Origin of the sequence: Parabacteroides faecis, assembly GCF_014647375.1 — a bacterium.
Classification (GTDB): domain Bacteria; phylum Bacteroidota; class Bacteroidia; order Bacteroidales; family Tannerellaceae; genus Parabacteroides; species Parabacteroides faecis.
Genome location: NZ_BMPB01000007.1, coordinates 1 through 20,508 on the forward strand (window position 1 = coordinate 1; position 20,508 = coordinate 20,508).

Below are 20,508 nucleotides of genomic sequence, written 5' to 3' on the forward strand. Positions count from 1 at the left end.
CTCTGTTAGCAAAGTTAATACTTTATTTGTTTGCTTTGCTGACACAGTTTAAATTACAGCCTCTAAGAACAAAAAAGTTCATCAAATTAAGCATTTACGATTTAGCGTTCCCTGAATACTACTTTTCTATTACTTATTTTTATTCTATCATAACTCATTATGATATTTCCATTATGCTTAATAAAAAATTCATTCATGATTATAGATTATATATAATTTGGATTTATTCATTGGATATTTTATTCTTTTTACTACTCTCATAGGCTTGTAATAATCTATAGTCATTTACTGAATAAGATTTTAGCGGAGATACCCCTATTAAAAGTCTATATTCATTTATTAGATTATCTCTCAATTTGATTATTTCACTTTTGTTAAATTGATAAAAAAGCCGAAAAGAATCCAATGCCTTTTCCTTAGAAGTATTATCAAGGTTATGATTTATATCATAGGCTTCTTTTCTCAAATTATATACTAGTGCAATGATTTCCATGTGTTTTATCGTAACTTCCATAGGAAAAAACATCTGATTGCTTTCTAAGAAGTCATTAGTTTGTCGAGTATATTTGTCGAATGAGACAATTTTTTCCCAATAGTTTATAATACAATCATTGCTACATTCATTTCCATCAGAAGGACATTTTTTGCCATAATCTACATTTTCTTTACAGTCATATTCGTAATAAGAGGCTATAATATTTATTTGATTTAATATTTCTGTTAGCCTACCACATGCTTCTTTAAGTATTTGTAGCCTTTCTGATTGGATCAGTCCGAACTCGATTCTCATAGTTTCTAATTGAGTATCAAGGCTTGATTGGATTTGTCTGCTTTTCCTATCTAGTTCTGCACGATGAGATTCTAAGTCTTTATTAAACCAATGAGAAATTTTCCCTTTTATAGAAAATAATATAATTGTAGGAATAGCAGATGTGCAAATAGTTAGAATTTTCCACCAGTGATTAATAAGGAAATCATTCATATTAGTTGAATTTAAATTATTTTTTTACAAGTTTACTGTGCATGTTATACGGAAATGAACATTATATAGAAAAATACTCAAAGCATGACTATATAAATATCAGCAACTAGCATTCTCAAAGATAGAAAATTTTCTGTAAACAATCGGTATTATAGCTAATATACTTTCTCTGATCTCGATTAAAGAGAAAAAGTTCTTTTTTTATCTTCACTTTTAATCATCATCTTATTACTTTTTTTCTTGTGTTACTATACCTGTAAATGTTCTGTTGATATTGCATCGTAATTATTGCCATCTCCCAATGAGAAGATAGACAGTAAAGAATCTCCAGCCTTATTATTTACCTGATTAAAAGACTCTTAATTATTTTATTTACTATCAAGATTGCAAGAAATCATGTTTTCTTTTTCACCGGATTGGAATATCTCTTTTTTATTTTCGCCAGTAAAATATTGTTTTGGCTCTTTCAACTCCTGCTCCTGCATTTTCAGTTTATCGTCCATGTTACCGTTCTTCATAGTATTGGCATACTCAAAGGATTCAGATAATTGGCGGTTATAGCTGAATAGCTTAAAGCCCTGTTCCACTTGTTGAAATAGGTTCACACGGTCAAAGCCACCTATTATTACTCCGTTTTTGGTGTTTTTGTGATTAGTAAGCGGTGACAGCTTCTTTTTATTAGTTTGGTCTTTCCGGATCACTATCAAATGACAGTGCATATTCAGTTCGTTATTAGAACAGATGCGGTCAAAATGAATCTTACCGTAAAACTCTATATCCGAAGCGGATGGTTCTTTGTTGAAATTCTTGGCGTATTCGGGGATGAATACTTCCCCAATATACCGCTTCATGGCTTTGGCTTTCTCCTGTTCGGTGTTCCCCATTATCCGAAGTTCACTTTCCGATGGGCTGACATGGATAGCAAAAAAACTTAGTATCCGTTTTCAGTAATTGCCTTAATCTATTAACTTTGTGCAAAGTTACAGGTAAGCCTTAACTGTTACAATAGTCATTTATAATGAGACAAGATGTAACAATCTGAAAATTTGAGATATGAAAAGTCAATCAATAGATAAAGTAGAAAAAGTAGTAGATTCTGCCTACATCAGATGCTTTTATTGACGAGTTGGATTACTCTGTTATAGAACGGAAAAAAGCTGATTGGCTTAAACTATCAGAATTCGCACATAGTATAGTGTTGGTCTTTGACTGTTATGCTAAGAAATTCATTTTTGTATCAGACAATATCCCTCAATCATATGGGATTGACTCTAAAAGGTTATTTATCTATGGCCATGAACCTGTCTTAAAGATTATTCATCCAGGTGATATACATTATGGCTTGCTTGTTAGAAAGAAAATCTACTCCTTATTAAGTAGTCTTTCCGCTGAAGAAAAAATGAAGCATAAGATGGTACATGAGATGCGAGTAAAAAATGTACGTGGTGAATATATCCGTATTATTGAACAGGAGCAAGTAATAGAATTAGATAAGTCAGGTGATATTTGGCTTATGTTATCAGTTATCGATGTTGATGCAAGCCATGAATCAGAAATAACCAAAAGCCACCTCTATAATTTTGAAACAAGAGAGCAGATATTTATTGATTTATCAGATACCTTAGAAGAACCATTGACAAATAGAGAATTGAGCGTCTTGCAATTAATGAAACAAGGTTTATTAAGCAAAGAGATTGCAAACTCTTTAAATGTCAGCATCAATACAATTAATACTCACAGGCAGAACATCTTACAAAAGTTAAAAGCGAACAATTCTATCGAAGCTGTTAATTTGGCACAAAGGTTGGGTTTATTCAACTCAATTCAAAAACACATTTTTTCCGAAACGGATTAATAACATTAACTCTATCAATGCAGCAGCCAGTATGTGCAAGTCTTAAGCTAAAAATACGACCCGAAGCGTAGCGCAGGTGTGGAGATTTTTAGCTTAACCCGTAGGGCTTGGACTTGAACGGACTGGATGCGGAGCTTTTCTTTGTTAATGTTTTTAGTCTGATTTTGAAAAAACTAAATATATTTCAATACACCTATTTAGTAGTACGGTTTAGTTTTCGTCATGTGTAGTTATCAATCTTATCATCTTACTTAATAATGGTTTCACTTTTATCTCAACATCCTTTGACTTATTAACCATATTTGAGAAAGCTATGAAAACAAGAAAAGCTTTTAATATTGCACTATCGATATTAGTTGTTATCAATGGCTCATTATATTGTATCTGCATAAATCCTGATAGAGAGAGGTATAAGAAGTAAGCTAAATAAATAAGAAAATTTACATTGTTCTTATTGATAACATATAGAGCTAATTCAGTCTTAACGGCTTCATATTTATGGTTTTCCCAATTTTTCAATGGAGATTGTTCTTTTATCATCCAATGAATAAATTTTGACCCATGAACACTTATAATAGAACCAACTGCAAGTGTAATAAAAAACATAGTTTCCCATGAGATATTCAAATTAAGCAAAAAGTACAAGGCTATCACAATTATTATAGGTATTCCAAATGCATATGCTCCCAAACACATATAACTCATTAAAACTATCATTGTTGGAAACATTAAATTAAGCAATATTTTAGTGATTATTATTGGTAACGAAATTATAAAATCTAATATTTTTACTATCCTATTTTTACTCTTACTAATTAACGATTGCAAAATCATAAATATAACAATATATACAATAAAAAATACTATAGCTTTCCATTCAAATTTTATCATTAGCCATAAGTATAAAGAAGTTAAAGCAATCCCTATGCTAACGAATGCGAATATTATTAATGAAAGTTTTGCTTTTTCGGGTATCGCAATCTGCATCCACCATTTGGTAAAACTCCTTATTTCAATAACCTTTTTATGTTCTGGATTAGTACATTTTGTAGGTCTTTTTATAAACTCATGATATGCATATTCAATTTTTGTAGGTTTATGATATTTTAATTCATACTCTAAAATTTCGCCATCTGATAATAACACTAACATATAAGTGCCGGTTATAATACCGTATGTACCTTTTGAATCTTGGTGAAATCTACGCCTCACTTCATAGGTGTTTTTATTAAACGTTTTCAATTCATTGTGCAGACGTAAATCTACATTTTTATCCATCATCATTTCTTCTACTGCTTCATTGTCTTTGCATGGATAAACACACCAATACATAAAAATAAACATAAATAGAAATAATAGAGGAAATAAACTATAGGCAGTATTAAAGTATAGATATTCGGCAAATATTACAGTTCCAATACATATACCAATAACTGCAATTATTAATGGCTTCTCCATTGGTTGTCTCGTATTATAGCTAAAACAAAGATTTCCTTCTTTATTTTTCCAAGTCCTTATATTCTTTGTTGTCATATTCATAAAAATGGGTACTTACATAATATTATCACAAATACGATTATTTGATACTTATCAAAGATATAGTTATTATATATATAATCAAACACTTGTTAGAGATTTATTGATAAAGAGTAAGCGTCACCGTTTTCTATTAAAGCTCTTTTCTACATTAACCATATCACGCATAATGGAGCTATCAAATACTTTAGCATAGTATTGCGTCATTCTTATATTGGAGTGTCCTAAACATTCTCCATTGATACCTCATTGCCTAAAAATACGATTGTAGCCGCCGTATGACGGGCGACATGTGTCGTCAGCCGTTTGGTTATACCGCACAAATCAGCAATTTCTTTCAGATAGGCGTTCATGCGCTGGTTACTTATAGCAGGCAGAAGTACACCTTTCTCTATACACTCTATATTATCTTCGTACTTTCTAAGTATTCTTTGCGGAATAGACAATACAGGTATATTGCACATCTGATTAGTTTTTTGTCGTGCCTTGCGTATCCACAATGCACCGTTATTGTCTCTTACCAAGTGTTAGCGGCTCAACTGCTGAACATCTGCGAAAGCGAGCGCGGTAAAACAGCAGAAAATAAAAGTATCTCTTACCTGTTCCAATCGTTTGATAGAAAACTCTTTATTCAACAGAATATCCAATTCCTCACGGGATAGAAATTCTACATCTACTTCTTCCTGCTTGAAGTGAATACCATAAAAAGGGTCTTTCTTTATCCAGTCATTAGCCAAAGCAATACGAACGACTTTCTTTAAAGTTTTCAAATGCTTCAAGGCTGAATTGTTTTGGCAATGCTTATCTGTTTTTAGCCAAAAGTCAAAATCACGAATAAACTGCCCGTCCATTTCCGACAGCATTACATCATCACGATGGTAGCAGCTACGAATATATTCTTTCAGACGATTAATTGAAGTATCAAACTTGGCAACGGTAGACTCTGTATATTCCTTACCTATCAAAGCCCGGCATTTCTCGTTATGCTCTGCATAGACTTCCAATAAACTACGCTGTACTTTATCACGTCCGTAGAAACAATCCTTTATTATATCCGCTGTTATCAGTTTATTGTCTATCTCCAATTCACGATGTATCTGTAATACTTTGGCTCGAACTGTACTGATATAGTGGTTTAGTTCTGTGGCTATACGGTCTTTTCCTTTGGAACATTCCTTTTTCTGATTCCATAAATCTACGGGAATACTCCGTTTAATCATAACTTCGGCTACTCGCTTGTTTACGGTGATGCGCATACAAACAGGAGCTTCACCGTTTTTGAGAAGTTTGGCTTTCTTGATAATGAATAGTACGCTTAACGTGCTTCTTTTCGCTGCTCCCATAATCCTTTAATTTTTAAGTGTTGCAAAATTAGTTTATTAGGTTCAAAAACCAACTACGAAAAACACTGATAATCAAAGCCAAATACGTCAATTCGTGGGAGCAAAAACGGCTTTCAAAAAGTCCCACGAATAAGCCACGTGAAGACTACCTTAAACTGCCATTTTTTGCCTAAGCGAGGAAAAAGAAAAAGCTCTGTAATCATTGAATTACAGAGCTTTACTTTATTTCGCTTCTTTCGAAAGCGGTCCGGACGGGACTCGAACCCGCGACCCCATGCGTGACAGGCATGTATTCTAACCAACTGAACTACCGAACCAATGTTTTCATATCGCATCTCTCTCGATTGCGGTGCAAAGGTAGATAATATTTTTAATTACACAACAGTTTCATACAAATATTTCACATCGGATCGATTATTTTTTTACTTTTGTCCCCCATATAAACTATAACAGACATGAAGAATACTCCAGTAGATTATCAGACTGCCAGACGAATAATAGATGGCTACAGATTACCGGATTTCGGGAAAGCTACAATCCGTGAAGTTGTTGCCATATCCACACAATTGGAACAGGAAACAAAAACCGAGTTCATACATATGGAAATGGGAGTTCCCGGACTGAAAGCGGCGCAAGTCGGTGTTGATGCGGAAATAAATGCACTAAAGAGCGGCATCGCCTCCATCTATCCGAATATCAACGGTACGCCGGAAGTAAAAGCAGAAGCATCCAGATTCATCAAGGCTTTTATCAATATAGATATAGCACCGGAATGCTGTGTTCCGGTAACCGGTTCCATGCAAGGGACATTTGCCTCTTTCCTTACCAGCGGACAATGCACGGAAGGAAAAGATACTATCCTCTTCATCGATCCCGGATTTCCGGTTCAAAAACAACAGATCGTCGTGATGGGATATAAATACGAATCATTCGACGTCTATGAATATCGCGGAGAGAAACTGCGTGCCATCCTGGAAGAACACCTTTCAAAAGGCAATATCGCAGCCATGATCTATTCGAATCCGAACAATCCTGCCTGGTTCTGCCTGACAGACGAAGAACTGAAGATCATCGGAGAGATGGCAAACAAATATGATACGATCGTGATCGAAGACCTCGCCTACTTCGCTATGGATTTTCGCAAAGAACTCGGCAAACCTTTCGAAGCTCCTTATCAGGCAAGCGTTGCACATTATACGGATAATTACATCTTACAGATCTCCGGTTCGAAAGCATTCAGCTATGCCGGACAACGTATCGGTGTAACTGCTATCTCCAACAAACTTTACCACCGTGCTTATCCGGGACTGACGAAGCGTTATGGCGGCGGTACTTTCGGTACTGTTTACATCCACCGTGTACTGTACGCTCTGTCATCAGGAACCAGCCATTCAGCGCAGGTAGCATTGGCTGCCATGTTCAAAGCAGCCTCCGACGGCCAGTTCGATTTTATCTCGGAAGTAAAGGAATACGGACGCCGCGCCGAAAGACTGAAAAAGATTTTTACAGACTACGGCTTCACGATCGTTTACGATCATGACCTGGACGAACCGATTGCCGACGGCTTCTATTTCACGATCGCTTATCCCGGAATGACCGGCGGAGAGTTGATGGAAGAATTAATCTATTACGGAGTAAGCGCCATTTCTTTAAGCACAACCGGCAGTAACCAGGAAGGTCTGCGCGCCTGCACTTCGTTCATCAAACCGCACCAATATGACCTTCTGGAAGAGCGTTTAAAGCTATTCAAAGAAAATCATACCCTATAATTAACACAAACCCGGCATTTATTTTACACTTATTAACCCAAATGCCGGGTTTTTCGTTTGCTTCTTAACATCAAAAGCCATATATTGTCGCTGTGTATTAACAGTTAAGCGATCTTATCATGGCATCATACAAAAATATCTTCAAAATAACGCATAATAATCTCCTGCCTGCACAAGGTAGCATACTCATATCAGAACCTTTTCTGCAAGATGCCTATTTCCAACGCTCCGTCGTTCTGCTCGTAGAACACACAGATAACGGATCAATGGGATTAGTCTTAAACAAGAAAACGGATCTGGTAGTCAATACATTTTTTCCGGAACTGGAGAAGTTCCCGGAGATACCGATTTACCTGGGAGGCCCTGTAAGTGCCAATCGCCTGTTCTTCATTCACTCACTGGGTGATCTGATTATCCCCGATTCCCTGAAGATAAAAGACCATCTCTATTTTGACGGTGATTTCGAAGCGTTAAAACGTTATATCCAGAATGGTCATTCTATTGACGGGAAAGTAAAATTTTTCCTCGGTTATTCAGGCTGGACAGAAGGTCAGTTGGGTAATGAGATCAACCATAACTCATGGGTAGTAAGCCACGCATCGAAAGAAAATGTGTTGCTGGCCGACGGAGAGGATTTTTGGAAAGATTCATTGGGAGAGCTTGGCAGCAATTATGAAGCATGGACAAAATATCCCAAGGATCCGTATCTTAACTAATTATCTTTCAGTCCGTACCTTTTGCATTACCAAAACGTCGGAATATCTTTTTTCCGTCAGGACCCAATCTTTCATTATTCCGGAAAGAACAAACCCGCAACGGGTAAATAAGGCCTTACTGGCTTCATTCTCTATCGGGATATGAACAAATAACTGGTGCAATTTCAGAAACATAAAAGCATATTCCATCAATACATGCATCGCTTCCGTAGCAAATCCGTTCCCCTGATAAAGCGGATCGACCAGAATACCGATGCCTGCACGCCGGTGATGGGGCTCGAAGTCATACAAGTCGACCGTGCCGATAGCTGCTCCTGTCGAACGCAACTCGATCATCAGACGCAATTGCCTGGTATCGAAAATATCCCGGTGTGACTCCCGGATATACTCTTTCAATATATAACGGGAATATGGGGACATAGTGTTACCCAACTCCCACAGGTCTGAATTATTCTCCCAACGATATAAAAGTTCCAGATCCTCCGGCTCCAGTGCACGAAGCCGGATCATTTCATTTTCCAGTAGTGCCATATTACTTCCCCGGTGATATTAATTGTCCGCTCTCTGTACTATAAATATGATAGGTTACTTTTTTATCTACCAGCTTATCCATAAACAAAAGCATTTGTTCAAAGCGAGCATCCGGATAACAAAAGGCATAGTCTGTGAACTCTTTCATCTGATTACGACGGCAAATGGCATCCATCACACGCTCTTCACTCAAGTTCCATAGATTGATATGCTCCAGTTCAGGCATACGCTTGGCACAAGCCGCTTTCATTGCTTCGAAATGCTCTTCCCGGCAAATCACCAGCAGACGGCGGTGTTTGTTATTCGGCTTTGTCCGAACTCCCAACATCCGTGACAAAGCAGCCAGAGATGCACGCAACAGGATAGCCATCTTGATAAAAAATCCCATCAGCCAGCCGGACTGCGGATAATACTTTTTGAAAAAGATCAGCATAGCCCCGTAAAATGCCTTCACATATTTCATGTCGCCATGCTTGGTACTTTCTCCCTTATAATGAAGGATACGTTCGGGAATATAGTAATTCTTATATCCACCCAATACCAGACGGTATGATAGGTCAATATCTTCACCATACATAAAAAACGCTTCATCCAGCAAGCCGACCTTATCCAAGGCCTCATGACGGAGTAACATGAAAGCACCAGCCAATACATCGACTTTATGCTGTTTCTCCTTATCGAGATAAGCCAGGCTATACCTGGAGAATATACGCGATTTAGGAAACAATTTCGACAAACCGAATATCTTGCAGAACGAAACCCAGGGAGAAGGAAAACTTCGTTTACTTTCCGGAAGGAAAACGCCATGCCCATCCAACATCTTCACACCGATACCACCGGAGTTCGGATTCTCATCCATAAAGAAACAAAGGGTCCGCAAGCTCTCCTCTCCTATCACCGTATCAGGATTCAGCAACAAAACATATTCTCCTTTACACTGGCGGATAGCCTGGTTATTCGCTTTTGCAAATCCCGGATTATCTTTATTCTCTATAAACAGGACTTCCGGAAATTTAGGACGCAAATAATCGATGGAGCCGTCAGTCGAGTTATTGTCAACCACAAAAACCTCCGCATCCAGTCCGGCTATTGCAGCACGAACCGAAAGCAGACACTGCTCCAGAAAATACTTTACATTGTAGTTTACAATAATAATGGATATCTTGGTTTCGTACATAAAGAGTCTGATTAAATTTTTATCGAATCATTAAAGCTAGTCCGGTTCACGATGGAACGACCGAGGGTTATTTCGTCGGCATATTCAATCTCGTCACCAATAGACACCCCACGGGCAATCACCGTAATTTTCACTTCATAAGGAGATAACTTGCGATATATGAAAAAGTTCGTCGTATCGCCCTCCATCGTTGTACTAAGTGCCAGCACGATCTCCCTCACTTCGTCATTCGCCACCCGCTGCACCAGACTATCTATCTGCAGGTCGCCAGGCCCTATGCCGTCCATCGGGGAAATAATTCCTCCGAGCACATGGTAAACGCCACGGAACTGCCCGGTATTCTCGATAGCCATCACCTCCTTAATATTCTCGACTACGCAAACGGTAGAATGGTCGCGCTGCGGATCGGCACAAATCGAACACATGTCGTCATCACAAATATTGTGGCACACCTTACAATATTTCACTTCTTTCCGCAAAGCCAGCAAAGCCGAAGCAAAGTTTTCCGTATAACCTTCATCCCGGCGAAGCATATACAAAGCCAACCGGAGAGCCGTTTTTCTTCCTACTCCCGGTAGCGAAGCCAGCTCGTTCACAGCATTCTCCAATAAAACGGACGGATATTTCTGAGTCATTGATTACCTTTCTTTGACCACAAAGATAATTAATTCCGCACAAACAACTCTATCCGTAATAAATAACGAATCGTTTTTATTAAAAATACCAAACCAATCAAAAACTTCATATTTTTGACACATCCATACAGCCCTTATAAAATCATATCTGTGAAACAATGTTAGCACTCAGAATATTTTCTACTAGAAAATTGTTTTATTAAAAAATAGAATATAAGTTTGCAGTATCATTGCAAGTAGAAATATTTATCAGTAGAAAACAAATAAGTAAACGCATGGCAAAGTTATTTTTCAAGAGACATTGGCTTACACTGCTAGGGATAGCACTCGGCGCCGCAGGGGGATTTCTATACTGGAATTTTATTGGTTGCACAACAGGAACCTGCCCTATCACATCTTCTCCTATCAACAGTTCAGTTTGGGGAGCAATTATAGGAGGTTTATTGCTCAGCTCTTTTCAGAAAGAAAATAAAATATCAACCGATAAAGATCAATGATATGGAAGCACTATACAAGAAACAGGCATATTCACTGTTCGGTATGTTTACACTGGCACTACGCCTTGTAGTCGGCTGGACTTATTTTTCTGCTTTTTGGAGAAGATTAGTACTTGAGAATAAACTTATCCCGGATACGGCAGGTTATATAGGAGAGAAATTCAACCATTTCCTCCCTAACGCATTCGGAATAAAACCGGTGATAGAATATCTCGTTTCAAATCCGGATCAACTTTGGTGGGCGATGGTCGTTTTCACGATCATTGAAGGAATTGTAGGTCTGTTTTTTATGCTCGGCTTCTTTACACGGTTGATGAGTATCGGAGTGTCGAGCCTTGCAACCGGTATATTATTAGGTTCGGGATGGCTGGGAACCACTTGCGTGGATGAATGGCAAATCGGGATATTAGGTGTCGCAGCAGGCTTTACCCTATTCCTGTCCGGCGGAGGCAAATATTCTCTGGACAACATAGTCATTCCCCGGATTCCACTACTAAATAAGTATGCCTGGACAACCTGGTTGACATCCGGCCCGCTTCCACTCGATGAGAAGTCATCGGGAAGACTTTCGGTAGCCGGTGCAACAGCCATATTGTTTCTCTCCCTCCTGACCAATCAGGTATTCCATAATGGAGTATGGGGAAAGCTACATAATAAGTCGGTCAAGCCGAAGATAGAAATAAACGATGCCAATCTGGGCAAAGAAAAGTTGTCATTCACCGTCTATCGTGTAGAAGGTGTGGATGTATACGGTTCCTTCCTGATCGGCGTTACTTTGAAAGATGCAAATGGCAATATCATCCTCGACAGAAACGGAGAGGAATTATCTGAATTTCCGGAAACAGATATCCGGAATATGTATATAGCGAAAGTGGCTCCTGGTAAGCATAGCCTTGTCATCCCTTTGGGAAGCAAAGCGGAGCTGACAATAAAAGATGAAACACTCGCCAATCTGCCCAAAGGTGACTACGAGTTGACATTGACAGATATCAGCGGCATTACCTGGAAACAGAAACTGAAAAATTAATTATTAACATCAATTCAAATCCAAATGAACAGTAAAAAAATCTTCACATTATTAGTATTGGTCGTAGGTTTCATGACTTTATCCTCCTGCAAAGGACAAGCCAAAAACGCTGCCGGTGAAACAGAAAGCAGCCAGGAAACAACAGCCAATACACCTGTCCATATCACAAAGGCTGATTTTCTGAAAAAGATATACAATTACGAAGCCAGCCCCAACGAATGGAAATATCTAGGCGACAAACCCGCCATCATCGACTTTTATGCAGACTGGTGTGGCCCCTGTAAAATGATCGCTCCTTCTCTGGAACAACTAGCCAAAGAATATGCCGGAAAGATCGATATATACAAAGTAGATGTCGACAAGGAAACTGAACTGGCACAGGTTTTCGGAATACAAGGTATCCCGGCATTGCTGTACATCCCCATGACAGGGAAACCCCAGATGCTTCAAGGAGCATTGCCTAAAGATCAATTAAAAGAAAAGATTGAAACTATTTTACTGAAAAAGTAAAAGCATTCTATCCATAACTAAAAAAGAGGTATCCCAATAAAGGGACCAGACGCAGACGACGCAGGATTACTCCGCGTTCGTCTGCATCCGGTAAAGAAGCTAATAACTCACCACCACCCTCAACATCGCAATATTACACCTCTCATTTCCAGTCCGTATAAAATGGAATGCAGGTTGCACAGTAAAATGATCCGACACTGTATAATTCCATGTTATTTCCAAAGCCCTCTCCCGGACATCGGAGAAAGAAGCCTGAGAAAAGATTACTCCCAAAGCATCCTCCCGTGAAGCAGAAAGTATCCCTCTGAAAACACCACCGGCAGCCACATACCGCCGGCAGTCATTACGGTCAGACGGAGCAAAAGAATACTGTCCCAACACCCCCGCCGAATAACGTCCCGAACGCCAACACTCTTGTTCCGCAGAAAGCCAGCAGGCATAATTCACCCGCCAATGTTTTGCCGACGACGTTTCCGTCTGCGCCTGTTCCGACGGCAGACGACAGTCAGACGCATCACCGAGACGATTGCTGCCATGTACAACAACACCCAAATTATAAGTACCATGATAACTGTTGTTTGTAGTATAACTTATTTCTGCCAAATCAAGCAACCCATCCCGGCGTGGCGCAACGGTAAAAACCGAACTTCCCCGCTTAAAAGGAAGATAAGCCTTCCCGTTATACAGACTGTTTTTTATCCCGATTTTCTCATTTATCCGATATTCCAGATGCAGACAGACAGCAGACAAAGGATAGTTCGCCAACACATAATTAGCCGATAACGTCGGATAAATTCCAAAAGAACTATTCGTGAACAAGGAAGCATATGGAGTCGTAAAATAATCCTCGTTCACATTCCTTAATCCCCCGAACAGAAGCACCTTCCCTATCTGCTGGGAATACCCCAGAATAAAAGGGCTAAAAGGCAGATTATCCTCTTCTATATTCGAAAAGACCTGCCTGTCCCCGGCAATCCGTTCACGGGAAGTCTTGTAGACAGAAATCGCCTGAACCTCCAACTTCCCGTTACCCCATAGCCCCAGCCATTCCATCGGTACTGTAGCACGAAGAGAAAGAAGATTCACCCAATTCAACCGCCTGCCGAAATCCGACTGTAGTTCGGTTGTGTACTGAACGGATACTTCCGGCTTTTCCCGGGCAAAAACCACTCTCTCCTCGCCCATCTGCAACACTATTACAACCAGCGTGTAAACCGTTTTACGTACCATTGTTTTACGATTTGAGTCAACATACAATATCCAAGTAAAGTCGCAAGCAGCCAGGGGAAATAACTCAGCGGCAGCGGTACAAGCCCGATAGATGCACCTATCCCTGTAAACGGCAGGAGGATACCGATCGCCATGATCGCAAAAGTGGTGAGTAATACCGGCCATGAAGCCCGGCTCTGTATAAACGGAATCTTTCGTGTACGGATCATATGCACGATCAATGTCTGCGAAAGCAACCCTTCCACGAACCAACCGCTCTGGAACAAAGCCTGATGTTCCGGCGAAGTACACCCGAACACATACCACATCAACAGATAAGTCGTAATATCGAATATCGAACTGATCGGCCCGATACAAATCATGAAACGGCTCAGGTCAGAAGCATCCCATTTACGCGGCTTCAATAGGTATTCACGGTCGACCTTGTCAAACGGTATTGTCGTCTGCGAAACATCATACAACAGGTTCTGTACCAGCAAATGAATCGGAAGCATCGGCAGGAAAGGCAAGAAAGCACTTGCCGCCAACACACTGAACATATTACCGAAATTTGAACTCGCTGTCATCTTGATATACTTCATAATATTACCAAATATCTTACGCCCTTCGAGAACACCCTGCTCCAGCACCATCAAATCCTTTTCCAGCAGAATGATATCGGCACTCTCTTTAGCAATATCGACCGCCGTATCCACCGAAATCCCGATATCCGACTGACGCAAGGCCGACGCATCGTTGATCCCATCCCCCAGGAAACCGACTGTATTCCCATCCTGTTGCAGTAACGTGATAATACGCGTTTTCTGCATCGGAGTCAGTTTCGAATAAACCGTCGTATGTTGCAGCTCCTTTACCAGTTCCTCATCCGTCATCTTCTCGATCTCCGGTCCCTGCAACGTATGCGTAATATCTACACCGACCTGGCGGCAGACCGCTTTCACCACAGCTTCATTATCACCAGATAACACCTTCACCTCTACACCATGCTCATGCAACTGTCGGATCGCTCCGGCAGCCGACGATTTAGGAGGATCGAGGAAAGCCAGATAACCGATCAGCACCATATCCATTTCATCCTCCACCGAGAAATCCAGCTCCTTTTCTATCCAACTCTTCTGGGCAACTGCCAGCACACGCATACCGTCACGGTTCATCCGCCCGCTTATTGCCAAAGCAATCTGCTTCAGTTCGTCCGTCATCGGGCATACTTCACCGTTATATTCCACATACGAACAGATCTGCATCATCTCCTCGATTGCTCCTTTCGTGATAATCTGCCGTTTACCGTCGTTATCTTCCACGATCACCGACATGCGGCGGCGGGTAAAGTCAAACGGAATCTCGTCCACTTTCCTGTATTTATCACCCAGATGCTCAAAATCCAGTTCCTTCGCATGCGAAAGGATCGCCTTGTCCATCAGGTTCTTCAGCCCGGTCTGGAAATAACTGTTGAAATAGGCATGTCGCAACACACGTAGATCGTCGTCCCCATGTACATTGAGATATTTCTCCAACACGATCTTATCGCGCGTCAACGTCCCCGTCTTATCTGTACAAAGAATATTCATCGCCCCGAAACTCTGTATCGCATTCAGATTCTTCACGATCGTCTTGCGGCGCGACATGCTGACAGCCCCTTTTGCCAGATTGGAGGTAACGATCATCGGCAACATCTCCGGCGTAAGACCAACGGCAACCGACACAGCAAACAAAAAGGCATCAAACCAATCCCCTTTGCTCAACCCGTTGATCAGGAACACAAACGGAACCATCACCAGCATAAACCGTATCAGTAACAAACTCACCTTATTGATTCCCCGGTCAAAACTCGTCTGCGCCCGCACCCCCGTCAGGCTTTTGGCAATCGTCCCCAGATAGGTAGAACGCCCGGTAGCAAACACCACGCCTATTGCCGATCCGCTCACCACATTCGACCCCATGAAACAGATATCATCCAGCTCGACCACACTGCCTGTCCGGTGCGTCCTGTTCCCCAGTTCCGCCCTTTTCTCTATGGCATCCGACTCGCCCGTCAACGATGACTGACTGACAAACAAATCCTTAGATTCCACAATACGGATATCGGCAGGCACCATATCACCGGCAGCCAGGTAAACGATATCCCCTGGCACAAGTTCAGCGATATTCACTTCCTGTCCGTCTTTTGCACCCAGGCGGTAGACGGTAGCCGTATTCTTCACCATCCGTTTCAAGGCATCCGAAGCCCTGCCCGATTTCCATTCCTGCACGAAACGAAGCACCGCACTCAGCATCACCATCGCCGTAATAACAATAACGGTCACCCATTCCCTGTCTTCCGGCGCAGCCATCAGAACATCTATCACCAGCGAGACAACTGCCAATGCCATCAATATACCGATAAAAGGATTGATAAAAGTTTTAATAAACATGATCAGCCAACGGTCGCGTTTTTCGCGTACGATTTCGTTAGGCCCATGAAAACGTAAACGGTCTGTAACTTCTCCTTCCGTCAGTCCCAGACGTGAAGTGTCGAAATAACTGAACACAGATTTCAGTGGTTGGGTAGCAGCCAGGAACACCCGTTCGCTGTTGAAAGAGATTGCGTTGTTGTTCTTTCTTTTCTTTCTTCTGATCCACATGATAACTCTCTTTTGTGAAGCCCCCTGCTCCCAAAGCAGGAGGTCTCCGGTTTGGTATTCGTTTTATGTCTCTCTTTTTGACAGCACAAAAGTAGAGACACCCGCCCAGACAAGCCGTTAGAGAACTATTAGAAGGGTATTAGAGAACCATTAGAATTTTGCAGTTTACTTCTGCTTTCTAAATATTATACATATACATAATGAACAAACCAACAACATCACTCCTACCACCCAGTTTGAAAAAGAAAACTTCGCCACACTATTTCCCTGAAAAGATTCCGTATCAACCGAACGTCTCTCATCTGCCGAACCGGAACTAACAACCGATTCAGCCTCTACCTTCCCCTGCTCCTTAATAGCAACGCGGGTAACAGACTGTACCCCATCCGACCGACAGCTATCGAACACGACATGCTCTATACCGATCACCTTATTACGGGAAGCCTGATACAGCTTTCGCAACAACATACTATCATTATGAAGGCTATGCAATTCCCCCTTTATCTCTCGATGCTGCACTCTACGCCACCCGGCACTACAACCAGGCAGCAAAACAACCAACAAAACCACAGAAACAAACAAATTCCTCCCTCGCATATCCACACCTATCGCTTCCTTCATTTATTAATGATCACCTGATAACGATTCTCTCCATTTACCCGAAGCGACAAATGCAGGAATTTCTTCTGCTTATAAAGAATCGCCTGATCAAAAGGCAATTTGCTGAAAAGCAATACATCCAGTAACACCTTCGGATCAGGCACATAACAATCCGCCGCCTCTCCCTTCACATGTTGGCTCGAAGGTACACCACCCACCAACCTGTTCACCTCCGGACTCCGATAACCGCTTGTAATCGCGATCGGTTTCCCATAAGCAACCCGCAACGGCTGTAACAACCGTTTCACCAACTCCATCATGATCAATCTCACCTCAAACGGTGGCTCATTCAACAACCCATTCTCCACCGCCACCCTACTATACGTCATTTCCTCCCAGGTAAAATCCCTACTTATCCTCTCTCCCATTTTGTACCGATTTTATTTTATACGAATAATCCACCCCAAACAAAGCCCCGGCAAATGTGCAAGTCTCCCCGAAAGCCACCAGCACACTATTATGAATCTCCCCTTTCGGAGCAATCCAGAAACCGGAGAAGAGAAGTACAATCCCGCTCATCACGAGCAGGATTGCCATCACCAATTGAACAGTCAGCCTCTTTCTCATACATCCCCCTTTCTTCTTACATCCCAACTGCCACCAGCCGACCACCGACTCTATTCAATCACCGGTCTGTCATCCTCACCCGAATCTCCCTTCTTTTTCTTAGGTTTCGTATCTTCGTCCTCCTCGAACTTCACGATCTCACTCATCCAGCGCAGACTCGTTCCCGGCGAGAAGATCACACGTGCCTTCTTTATCATCGAAGCATTGAACGCCTCCTTCGTTTCAGCCCCTCCCGAACGGATCGAAAGACGGAAACTACCGAACTCGCCTACCTGCACAATACTCCCCGAACGAAGTTCCAGACTCATCGCCCAGTTCAGCGAATCCAATATCGCCTTCACATCCGCACTCGACATCGCCGAACGGCTGGAGATCAACTCACACAACTTCGCCATATCGCAGTAACTCGACGACCTCGCCATCGCATAAGTCTTCACCTTGTCCTTATCACCCCCACTAAGAACCTTACGCTGTACCTTTCTGAATTTTAATGTCATAGCTTTATACGTTTAATGATTAATACTAGAACTGAATTACTCGATTTCCGGTCTGTCTCCCGACCCCGAACCTTCCTCTTTTTTCTTAGGCTTCGTAGCTTCATCCTCCTCAAACTTCACGATCTCGCTCATCCAGCGCAGACTCGTTCCCGGCGAGAAGATCACACGCGCCTTCTTTATCATCGAAGCATTGAACGCCTCCTTCGTTTCAGCCCCTCCCGAACGGATCGAAAGACGAAAATTGCCGAACTCACCCACCTGAACGATACTTCCCGAACGAAGCTCCAGACTCATCGCCCAGTTCAGCGAATCCAGTATCGCCTTCACATCCGCACTCGACATCGCCGAACGACTGGAGATCAACTCACACAACTTCGCCATATCACAGTAACTCGACGACCTCGCCATCGCATAGGTCTTAACCTTGTCCTTATCATCCCCACTAAGAACCTTACGCTGCACCTTTCTGAATTTTAATGTCATAGCTTTTATACATTTAATGATTAATATGATTGTTTCCGGAGAACGAGACAAAGGTATAAGCAGGTAGATAGACGAAGATCAGCGCAAAACATTCGTGTAAAACAATGCATAATAAGACTTTAGAAGTAATCAAAATCTTAAAATACTATTTTCCACGAACCTTCACACTGATAAATTCAGGTTCTTATTTAACGTATATCAGTAGAATAATCATTATTCTGTAAGATTATCGATACCCTTTAGGGTATTGTTTTATCAGAACCACAAAATAAATACCCGAAAGGGTATCAAATAAAAAACATTCATTATATTTGTACCCGAAGAGGTATCAAATATGAATAACTTATCATTAAATGAATACGTAAAATCAAAGCGCAAGTCGCTTGGATTATCACGTGAAGAACTTGCATTGAAAGCTGGTGTCGGTCTCCGCTTTCTGCGTGAACTTGAACAAGGAAAAGAAACCTTGAAGATGGATAAAGTAAATCAAGTACTAAAACTGTTCGGAATGCAACTCGGTGCCATGCCTATGGACAGGAATAATTTAATAGAACCATGAAACAGGCTAAAATTTATATGTATAGTAATTTTGCCGGGATTCTTACAGAAGATGAAAACGGTTATACATTTATCTATAACCCTGAATATCTTGCAAGTAAAGATGCAGAACCGATCAGTTTAACAATGCCTTTGACAGATAAGGCATATATCAGTAATATATTGCATCCGTTCTTTGATGGATTGATTCCTGAAGGTTGGTTATTAGATATTGTCGAAAAAAACTGGAAAATCGACAATAGAGATCGTATGTCTTTATTATTGGCCTGTTGCAAAGATTGCATCGGTGCAGTTAGTGTTCAATCCTTTTAATACGCAATTATGGAAAGATGTTTATATTGCTATCAGCCATTAGAACAACACGAAACAGACTTTCATTCGCGATGTTCAAAAAAAATATTCGGAACAGCTACACCTCCCCTTCTTCCTTATAGTAAAGCTGATATTGAATCGCTAGCTTTAGAAGTGGTACGCTCGCAAGTCACTATCACAGGTGTACAACCCAAACTATCTGTTGATTTAAAGAAAGAAAAAGGAGGAGAAAAACGTTTTACAATTGTAGGTTTATGGGGAGGTTACATCCTCAAACCACAAACTGAACAATATGCTAACCTTCCTGAAAATGAAGACTTAACTATGCATTTAGCCAGATTAGCAAAGATAAATACCGTTCCTCATTCACTCATACGTTTTAAAGATGGTTCGCTAGCATATATTACCAAACGAATAGATCGAGACAAAAAAGGCAAAAAAATACCTATGGAAGATATGTGTCAGTTAACAGAGAAACTTACTGAACAAAAATACAAAGGCTCCCATGAACAGATAGCCAGAAAGATTGTAGAGTTTTCTGCAAATCCCGTCCTGGACTTAATCAATTACGTTGAGATTTTATTATTCTGTTATCTTACAGGTAATGCAGATATGCATCTAAAAAACTTTTCTCTCTACAAAAAGATAAAAGAATCCACACTAACGCCTGCTTATGACCTCTTATCAACTAAACTGGTTATACCTGAAGACACAGAGGAACTAGCTCTCACTCTAAACGGGAAAAAAAGAAAACTAAAAAAATCAGACTTTGACAATCTACTAAAAACGATGAAAGTAGAGGACAAAGTTATTGATAACATATATAAAAAGTTTAGAAAAGTGTTACCACTATGGAATGATTTTATTGAGATTTCATTCTTACCAGATCAAATGAAAACAGACTATAAGTCATTAATAGAAAATAGATCTTCTATACTAAACAAGTGATGACAATATATTTACAAAAATTAACCCACATATTTTCCGCACATTATACGCTAA

At 40.7% G+C, this 20,508-nt stretch carries 21 protein-coding genes, 1 tRNA gene and 2 pseudogenes; 9 read left to right on the plus strand and 15 right to left on the minus strand.

The window, feature by feature from the left end; genetic code table 11:
* Positions 1-223: 223 nt before the first annotated feature.
* Both IEY67_RS10750 and IEY67_RS10755 read right to left on the minus strand, forming a co-directional pair.
* Positions 224-982, minus strand: coding sequence for a hypothetical protein (locus tag IEY67_RS10750; RefSeq protein ID WP_183671542.1), 759 nt, complete (start codon positions 980-982; stop codon positions 224-226).
* 248 nt (positions 983-1,230) lie between these two features.
* Positions 1,231-1,936, minus strand: a pseudogene (locus tag IEY67_RS10755) (DUF5712 family protein); the annotation flags it as partial.
* A gap of 172 nt (positions 1,937-2,108) precedes the next feature.
* On the opposite strand from IEY67_RS10755, the gene IEY67_RS10760 reads away from it, so the two are divergent.
* Complete coding sequence (locus IEY67_RS10760; protein WP_229801030.1) at positions 2,109-2,837, plus strand: LuxR C-terminal-related transcriptional regulator; 729 nt, start codon at positions 2,109-2,111, stop codon at positions 2,835-2,837.
* 210 nt (positions 2,838-3,047) lie between these two features.
* Here the strand turns inward: IEY67_RS10760 and IEY67_RS10765 are convergent, their stop codons facing one another.
* The 3 genes and pseudogenes from IEY67_RS10765 to IEY67_RS10775 all read right to left on the minus strand — a co-directional run bounded on the left by IEY67_RS10765 (position 3,048) and on the right by IEY67_RS10775 (position 6,033).
* Positions 3,048-4,370, minus strand: coding sequence for a hypothetical protein (locus IEY67_RS10765; RefSeq protein WP_229801031.1), 1,323 nt, complete (start codon positions 4,368-4,370; stop codon positions 3,048-3,050).
* A 123-nt stretch (positions 4,371-4,493) separates the two neighbouring features.
* Positions 4,494-5,716, minus strand: a pseudogene (locus IEY67_RS10770) (site-specific integrase).
* A gap of 243 nt (positions 5,717-5,959) precedes the next feature.
* Positions 5,960-6,033, minus strand: a tRNA-Asp gene (locus IEY67_RS10775).
* Positions 6,034-6,171: 138 nt separating this feature from the next.
* Between IEY67_RS10775 and IEY67_RS10780 the strand changes: the two genes are divergently transcribed.
* Positions 6,172-7,485 carry an aminotransferase class I/II-fold pyridoxal phosphate-dependent enzyme gene (locus tag IEY67_RS10780; protein WP_183671540.1) on the plus strand — a complete coding sequence of 438 codons (1,314 nt, stop codon included), beginning with the start codon at positions 6,172-6,174 and terminating at the stop codon, positions 7,483-7,485.
* 119 nt (positions 7,486-7,604) lie between these two features.
* Positions 7,605-8,201 (plus strand): YqgE/AlgH family protein, encoded by a 597-nt coding sequence (locus IEY67_RS10785; RefSeq protein ID WP_122373371.1) that lies wholly within the window; start codon positions 7,605-7,607, stop codon positions 8,199-8,201.
* On the opposite strand, the gene IEY67_RS10790 is transcribed toward IEY67_RS10785, so the two are convergent.
* The 3 genes from IEY67_RS10790 to recR are packed head-to-tail and all read right to left on the minus strand — an operon-like array spanning position 8,202 to position 10,544.
* Positions 8,202-8,732: a GNAT family N-acetyltransferase gene (locus IEY67_RS10790; RefSeq protein ID WP_183671539.1), complete on the minus strand. Its 531-nt coding sequence runs from the start codon at positions 8,730-8,732 to the stop codon at positions 8,202-8,204.
* A 1-nt stretch (position 8,733) separates the two neighbouring features.
* On the minus strand, positions 8,734-9,909 hold the full coding sequence (locus IEY67_RS10795; protein ID WP_183671538.1) for a glycosyltransferase family 2 protein: 1,176 nt from the start codon (positions 9,907-9,909) through the stop codon (positions 8,734-8,736).
* 11 nt (positions 9,910-9,920) lie between these two features.
* Entirely contained in the window at positions 9,921-10,544 is a 624-nt protein-coding gene (gene recR, locus IEY67_RS10800; RefSeq protein ID WP_075557748.1) for a recombination mediator RecR, read from the minus strand.
* 275 nt (positions 10,545-10,819) lie between these two features.
* Here recR and IEY67_RS10805 point away from each other — a divergent pair, with 275 nt between their 5' ends.
* The 3 genes from IEY67_RS10805 to trxA are packed head-to-tail and all read left to right on the plus strand — an operon-like array spanning position 10,820 to position 12,578.
* Positions 10,820-11,041 (plus strand): DUF6132 family protein, encoded by a 222-nt coding sequence (locus IEY67_RS10805; protein ID WP_075557749.1) that lies wholly within the window; start codon positions 10,820-10,822, stop codon positions 11,039-11,041.
* Position 11,042: 1 nt separating this feature from the next.
* Positions 11,043-12,068, plus strand: coding sequence for a TQO small subunit DoxD (locus IEY67_RS10810; protein ID WP_183671537.1), 1,026 nt, complete (start codon positions 11,043-11,045; stop codon positions 12,066-12,068).
* Between the two features lie 24 nt (positions 12,069-12,092).
* On the plus strand, positions 12,093-12,578 hold the full coding sequence (gene trxA, locus IEY67_RS10815; protein ID WP_122351434.1) for a thioredoxin: 486 nt from the start codon (positions 12,093-12,095) through the stop codon (positions 12,576-12,578).
* 99 nt (positions 12,579-12,677) lie between these two features.
* On the opposite strand, the gene IEY67_RS10820 is transcribed toward trxA, so the two are convergent.
* The 7 genes from IEY67_RS10820 to IEY67_RS10850 all read right to left on the minus strand — a co-directional run bounded on the left by IEY67_RS10820 (position 12,678) and on the right by IEY67_RS10850 (position 18,636).
* A complete protein-coding gene (locus IEY67_RS10820) occupies positions 12,678-13,808 on the minus strand; it encodes a carbohydrate porin (RefSeq protein WP_183671536.1) in 1,131 nt (376 codons plus the stop codon).
* Complete coding sequence (gene mgtA, locus IEY67_RS10825; protein WP_183671535.1) at positions 13,775-16,429, minus strand: magnesium-translocating P-type ATPase; 2,655 nt, start codon at positions 16,427-16,429, stop codon at positions 13,775-13,777. The genes IEY67_RS10820 and mgtA overlap by 34 nt, the downstream gene beginning before the upstream one ends.
* Positions 16,430-16,594: 165 nt before the next feature.
* The gene (locus IEY67_RS10830; protein ID WP_221267802.1) at positions 16,595-17,050 is read right to left on the minus strand and encodes a hypothetical protein; all 456 of its coding nucleotides are present in this window, start codon (positions 17,048-17,050) and stop codon (positions 16,595-16,597) included.
* Positions 17,047-17,457 carry a D-Ala-D-Ala carboxypeptidase family metallohydrolase gene (locus IEY67_RS10835; protein ID WP_075557753.1) on the minus strand — a complete coding sequence of 137 codons (411 nt, stop codon included), beginning with the start codon at positions 17,455-17,457 and terminating at the stop codon, positions 17,047-17,049. The genes IEY67_RS10830 and IEY67_RS10835 overlap by 4 nt, the downstream gene beginning before the upstream one ends.
* Positions 17,438-17,656 (minus strand): hypothetical protein, encoded by a 219-nt coding sequence (locus tag IEY67_RS10840; protein ID WP_075557754.1) that lies wholly within the window; start codon positions 17,654-17,656, stop codon positions 17,438-17,440. Before IEY67_RS10840 ends, IEY67_RS10835 begins: the two co-directional genes overlap by 20 nt.
* A gap of 50 nt (positions 17,657-17,706) precedes the next feature.
* Complete coding sequence (locus IEY67_RS10845; protein ID WP_075557755.1) at positions 17,707-18,153, minus strand: HU family DNA-binding protein; 447 nt, start codon at positions 18,151-18,153, stop codon at positions 17,707-17,709.
* Between the two features lie 36 nt (positions 18,154-18,189).
* Positions 18,190-18,636 carry an HU family DNA-binding protein gene (locus IEY67_RS10850; protein ID WP_183671534.1) on the minus strand — a complete coding sequence of 149 codons (447 nt, stop codon included), beginning with the start codon at positions 18,634-18,636 and terminating at the stop codon, positions 18,190-18,192.
* A gap of 334 nt (positions 18,637-18,970) precedes the next feature.
* Here IEY67_RS10850 and IEY67_RS10855 point away from each other — a divergent pair, with 334 nt between their 5' ends.
* Genes IEY67_RS10855 through IEY67_RS10865 form a run of 3 tightly spaced genes read left to right on the plus strand, consistent with a single transcriptional unit; the run spans position 18,971 to position 20,454 of the window.
* Positions 18,971-19,195, plus strand: coding sequence for a helix-turn-helix domain-containing protein (locus IEY67_RS10855; RefSeq protein WP_075557757.1), 225 nt, complete (start codon positions 18,971-18,973; stop codon positions 19,193-19,195).
* Positions 19,192-19,506: a HipA N-terminal domain-containing protein gene (locus tag IEY67_RS10860; RefSeq protein ID WP_183671533.1), complete on the plus strand. Its 315-nt coding sequence runs from the start codon at positions 19,192-19,194 to the stop codon at positions 19,504-19,506. Before IEY67_RS10855 ends, IEY67_RS10860 begins: the two co-directional genes overlap by 4 nt.
* 9 nt (positions 19,507-19,515) lie before the next feature.
* Positions 19,516-20,454 carry a HipA domain-containing protein gene (locus IEY67_RS10865; RefSeq protein ID WP_183671532.1) on the plus strand — a complete coding sequence of 313 codons (939 nt, stop codon included), beginning with the start codon at positions 19,516-19,518 and terminating at the stop codon, positions 20,452-20,454.
* Positions 20,455-20,508 lie beyond the last annotated feature (54 nt).

Bases quoted from the DNA above. Each gene is read 5' to 3' on its own strand.
- IEY67_RS10750 (WP_183671542.1), bottom strand. From the start codon at position 982: ATGAATGATTTCCTTATTAATCACTGGTGGAAAATTCTAACTATTTGC.
- IEY67_RS10765 (WP_229801031.1), bottom strand. From the start codon at position 4,370: ATGACAACAAAGAATATAAGGACTTGGAAAAATAAAGAAGGAAATCTT.
- IEY67_RS10780 (WP_183671540.1), top strand. From the start codon at position 6,172: ATGAAGAATACTCCAGTAGATTATCAGACTGCCAGACGAATAATAGAT.
- IEY67_RS10785 (WP_122373371.1), top strand. From the start codon at position 7,605: ATGGCATCATACAAAAATATCTTCAAAATAACGCATAATAATCTCCTG.
- IEY67_RS10790 (WP_183671539.1), bottom strand. From the start codon at position 8,732: ATGGCACTACTGGAAAATGAAATGATCCGGCTTCGTGCACTGGAGCCG.
- IEY67_RS10795 (WP_183671538.1), bottom strand. From the start codon at position 9,909: ATGTACGAAACCAAGATATCCATTATTATTGTAAACTACAATGTAAAG.
- recR (WP_075557748.1), bottom strand. From the start codon at position 10,544: ATGACTCAGAAATATCCGTCCGTTTTATTGGAGAATGCTGTGAACGAG.
- IEY67_RS10805 (WP_075557749.1), top strand. From the start codon at position 10,820: ATGGCAAAGTTATTTTTCAAGAGACATTGGCTTACACTGCTAGGGATA.
- IEY67_RS10810 (WP_183671537.1), top strand. From the start codon at position 11,043: ATGGAAGCACTATACAAGAAACAGGCATATTCACTGTTCGGTATGTTT.
- trxA (WP_122351434.1), top strand. From the start codon at position 12,093: ATGAACAGTAAAAAAATCTTCACATTATTAGTATTGGTCGTAGGTTTC.
- IEY67_RS10820 (WP_183671536.1), bottom strand. From the start codon at position 13,808: ATGGTACGTAAAACGGTTTACACGCTGGTTGTAATAGTGTTGCAGATG.
- mgtA (WP_183671535.1), bottom strand. From the start codon at position 16,429: ATGTGGATCAGAAGAAAGAAAAGAAAGAACAACAACGCAATCTCTTTC.
- IEY67_RS10830 (WP_221267802.1), bottom strand. From the start codon at position 17,050: ATGAAGGAAGCGATAGGTGTGGATATGCGAGGGAGGAATTTGTTTGTT.
- IEY67_RS10835 (WP_075557753.1), bottom strand. From the start codon at position 17,457: ATGGGAGAGAGGATAAGTAGGGATTTTACCTGGGAGGAAATGACGTAT.
- IEY67_RS10840 (WP_075557754.1), bottom strand. From the start codon at position 17,656: ATGAGAAAGAGGCTGACTGTTCAATTGGTGATGGCAATCCTGCTCGTG.
- IEY67_RS10845 (WP_075557755.1), bottom strand. From the start codon at position 18,153: ATGACATTAAAATTCAGAAAGGTACAGCGTAAGGTTCTTAGTGGGGGT.
- IEY67_RS10850 (WP_183671534.1), bottom strand. From the start codon at position 18,636: ATGACATTAAAATTCAGAAAGGTGCAGCGTAAGGTTCTTAGTGGGGAT.
- IEY67_RS10855 (WP_075557757.1), top strand. From the start codon at position 18,971: ATGAATAACTTATCATTAAATGAATACGTAAAATCAAAGCGCAAGTCG.
- IEY67_RS10860 (WP_183671533.1), top strand. From the start codon at position 19,192: ATGAAACAGGCTAAAATTTATATGTATAGTAATTTTGCCGGGATTCTT.
- IEY67_RS10865 (WP_183671532.1), top strand. From the start codon at position 19,516: ATGGAAAGATGTTTATATTGCTATCAGCCATTAGAACAACACGAAACA.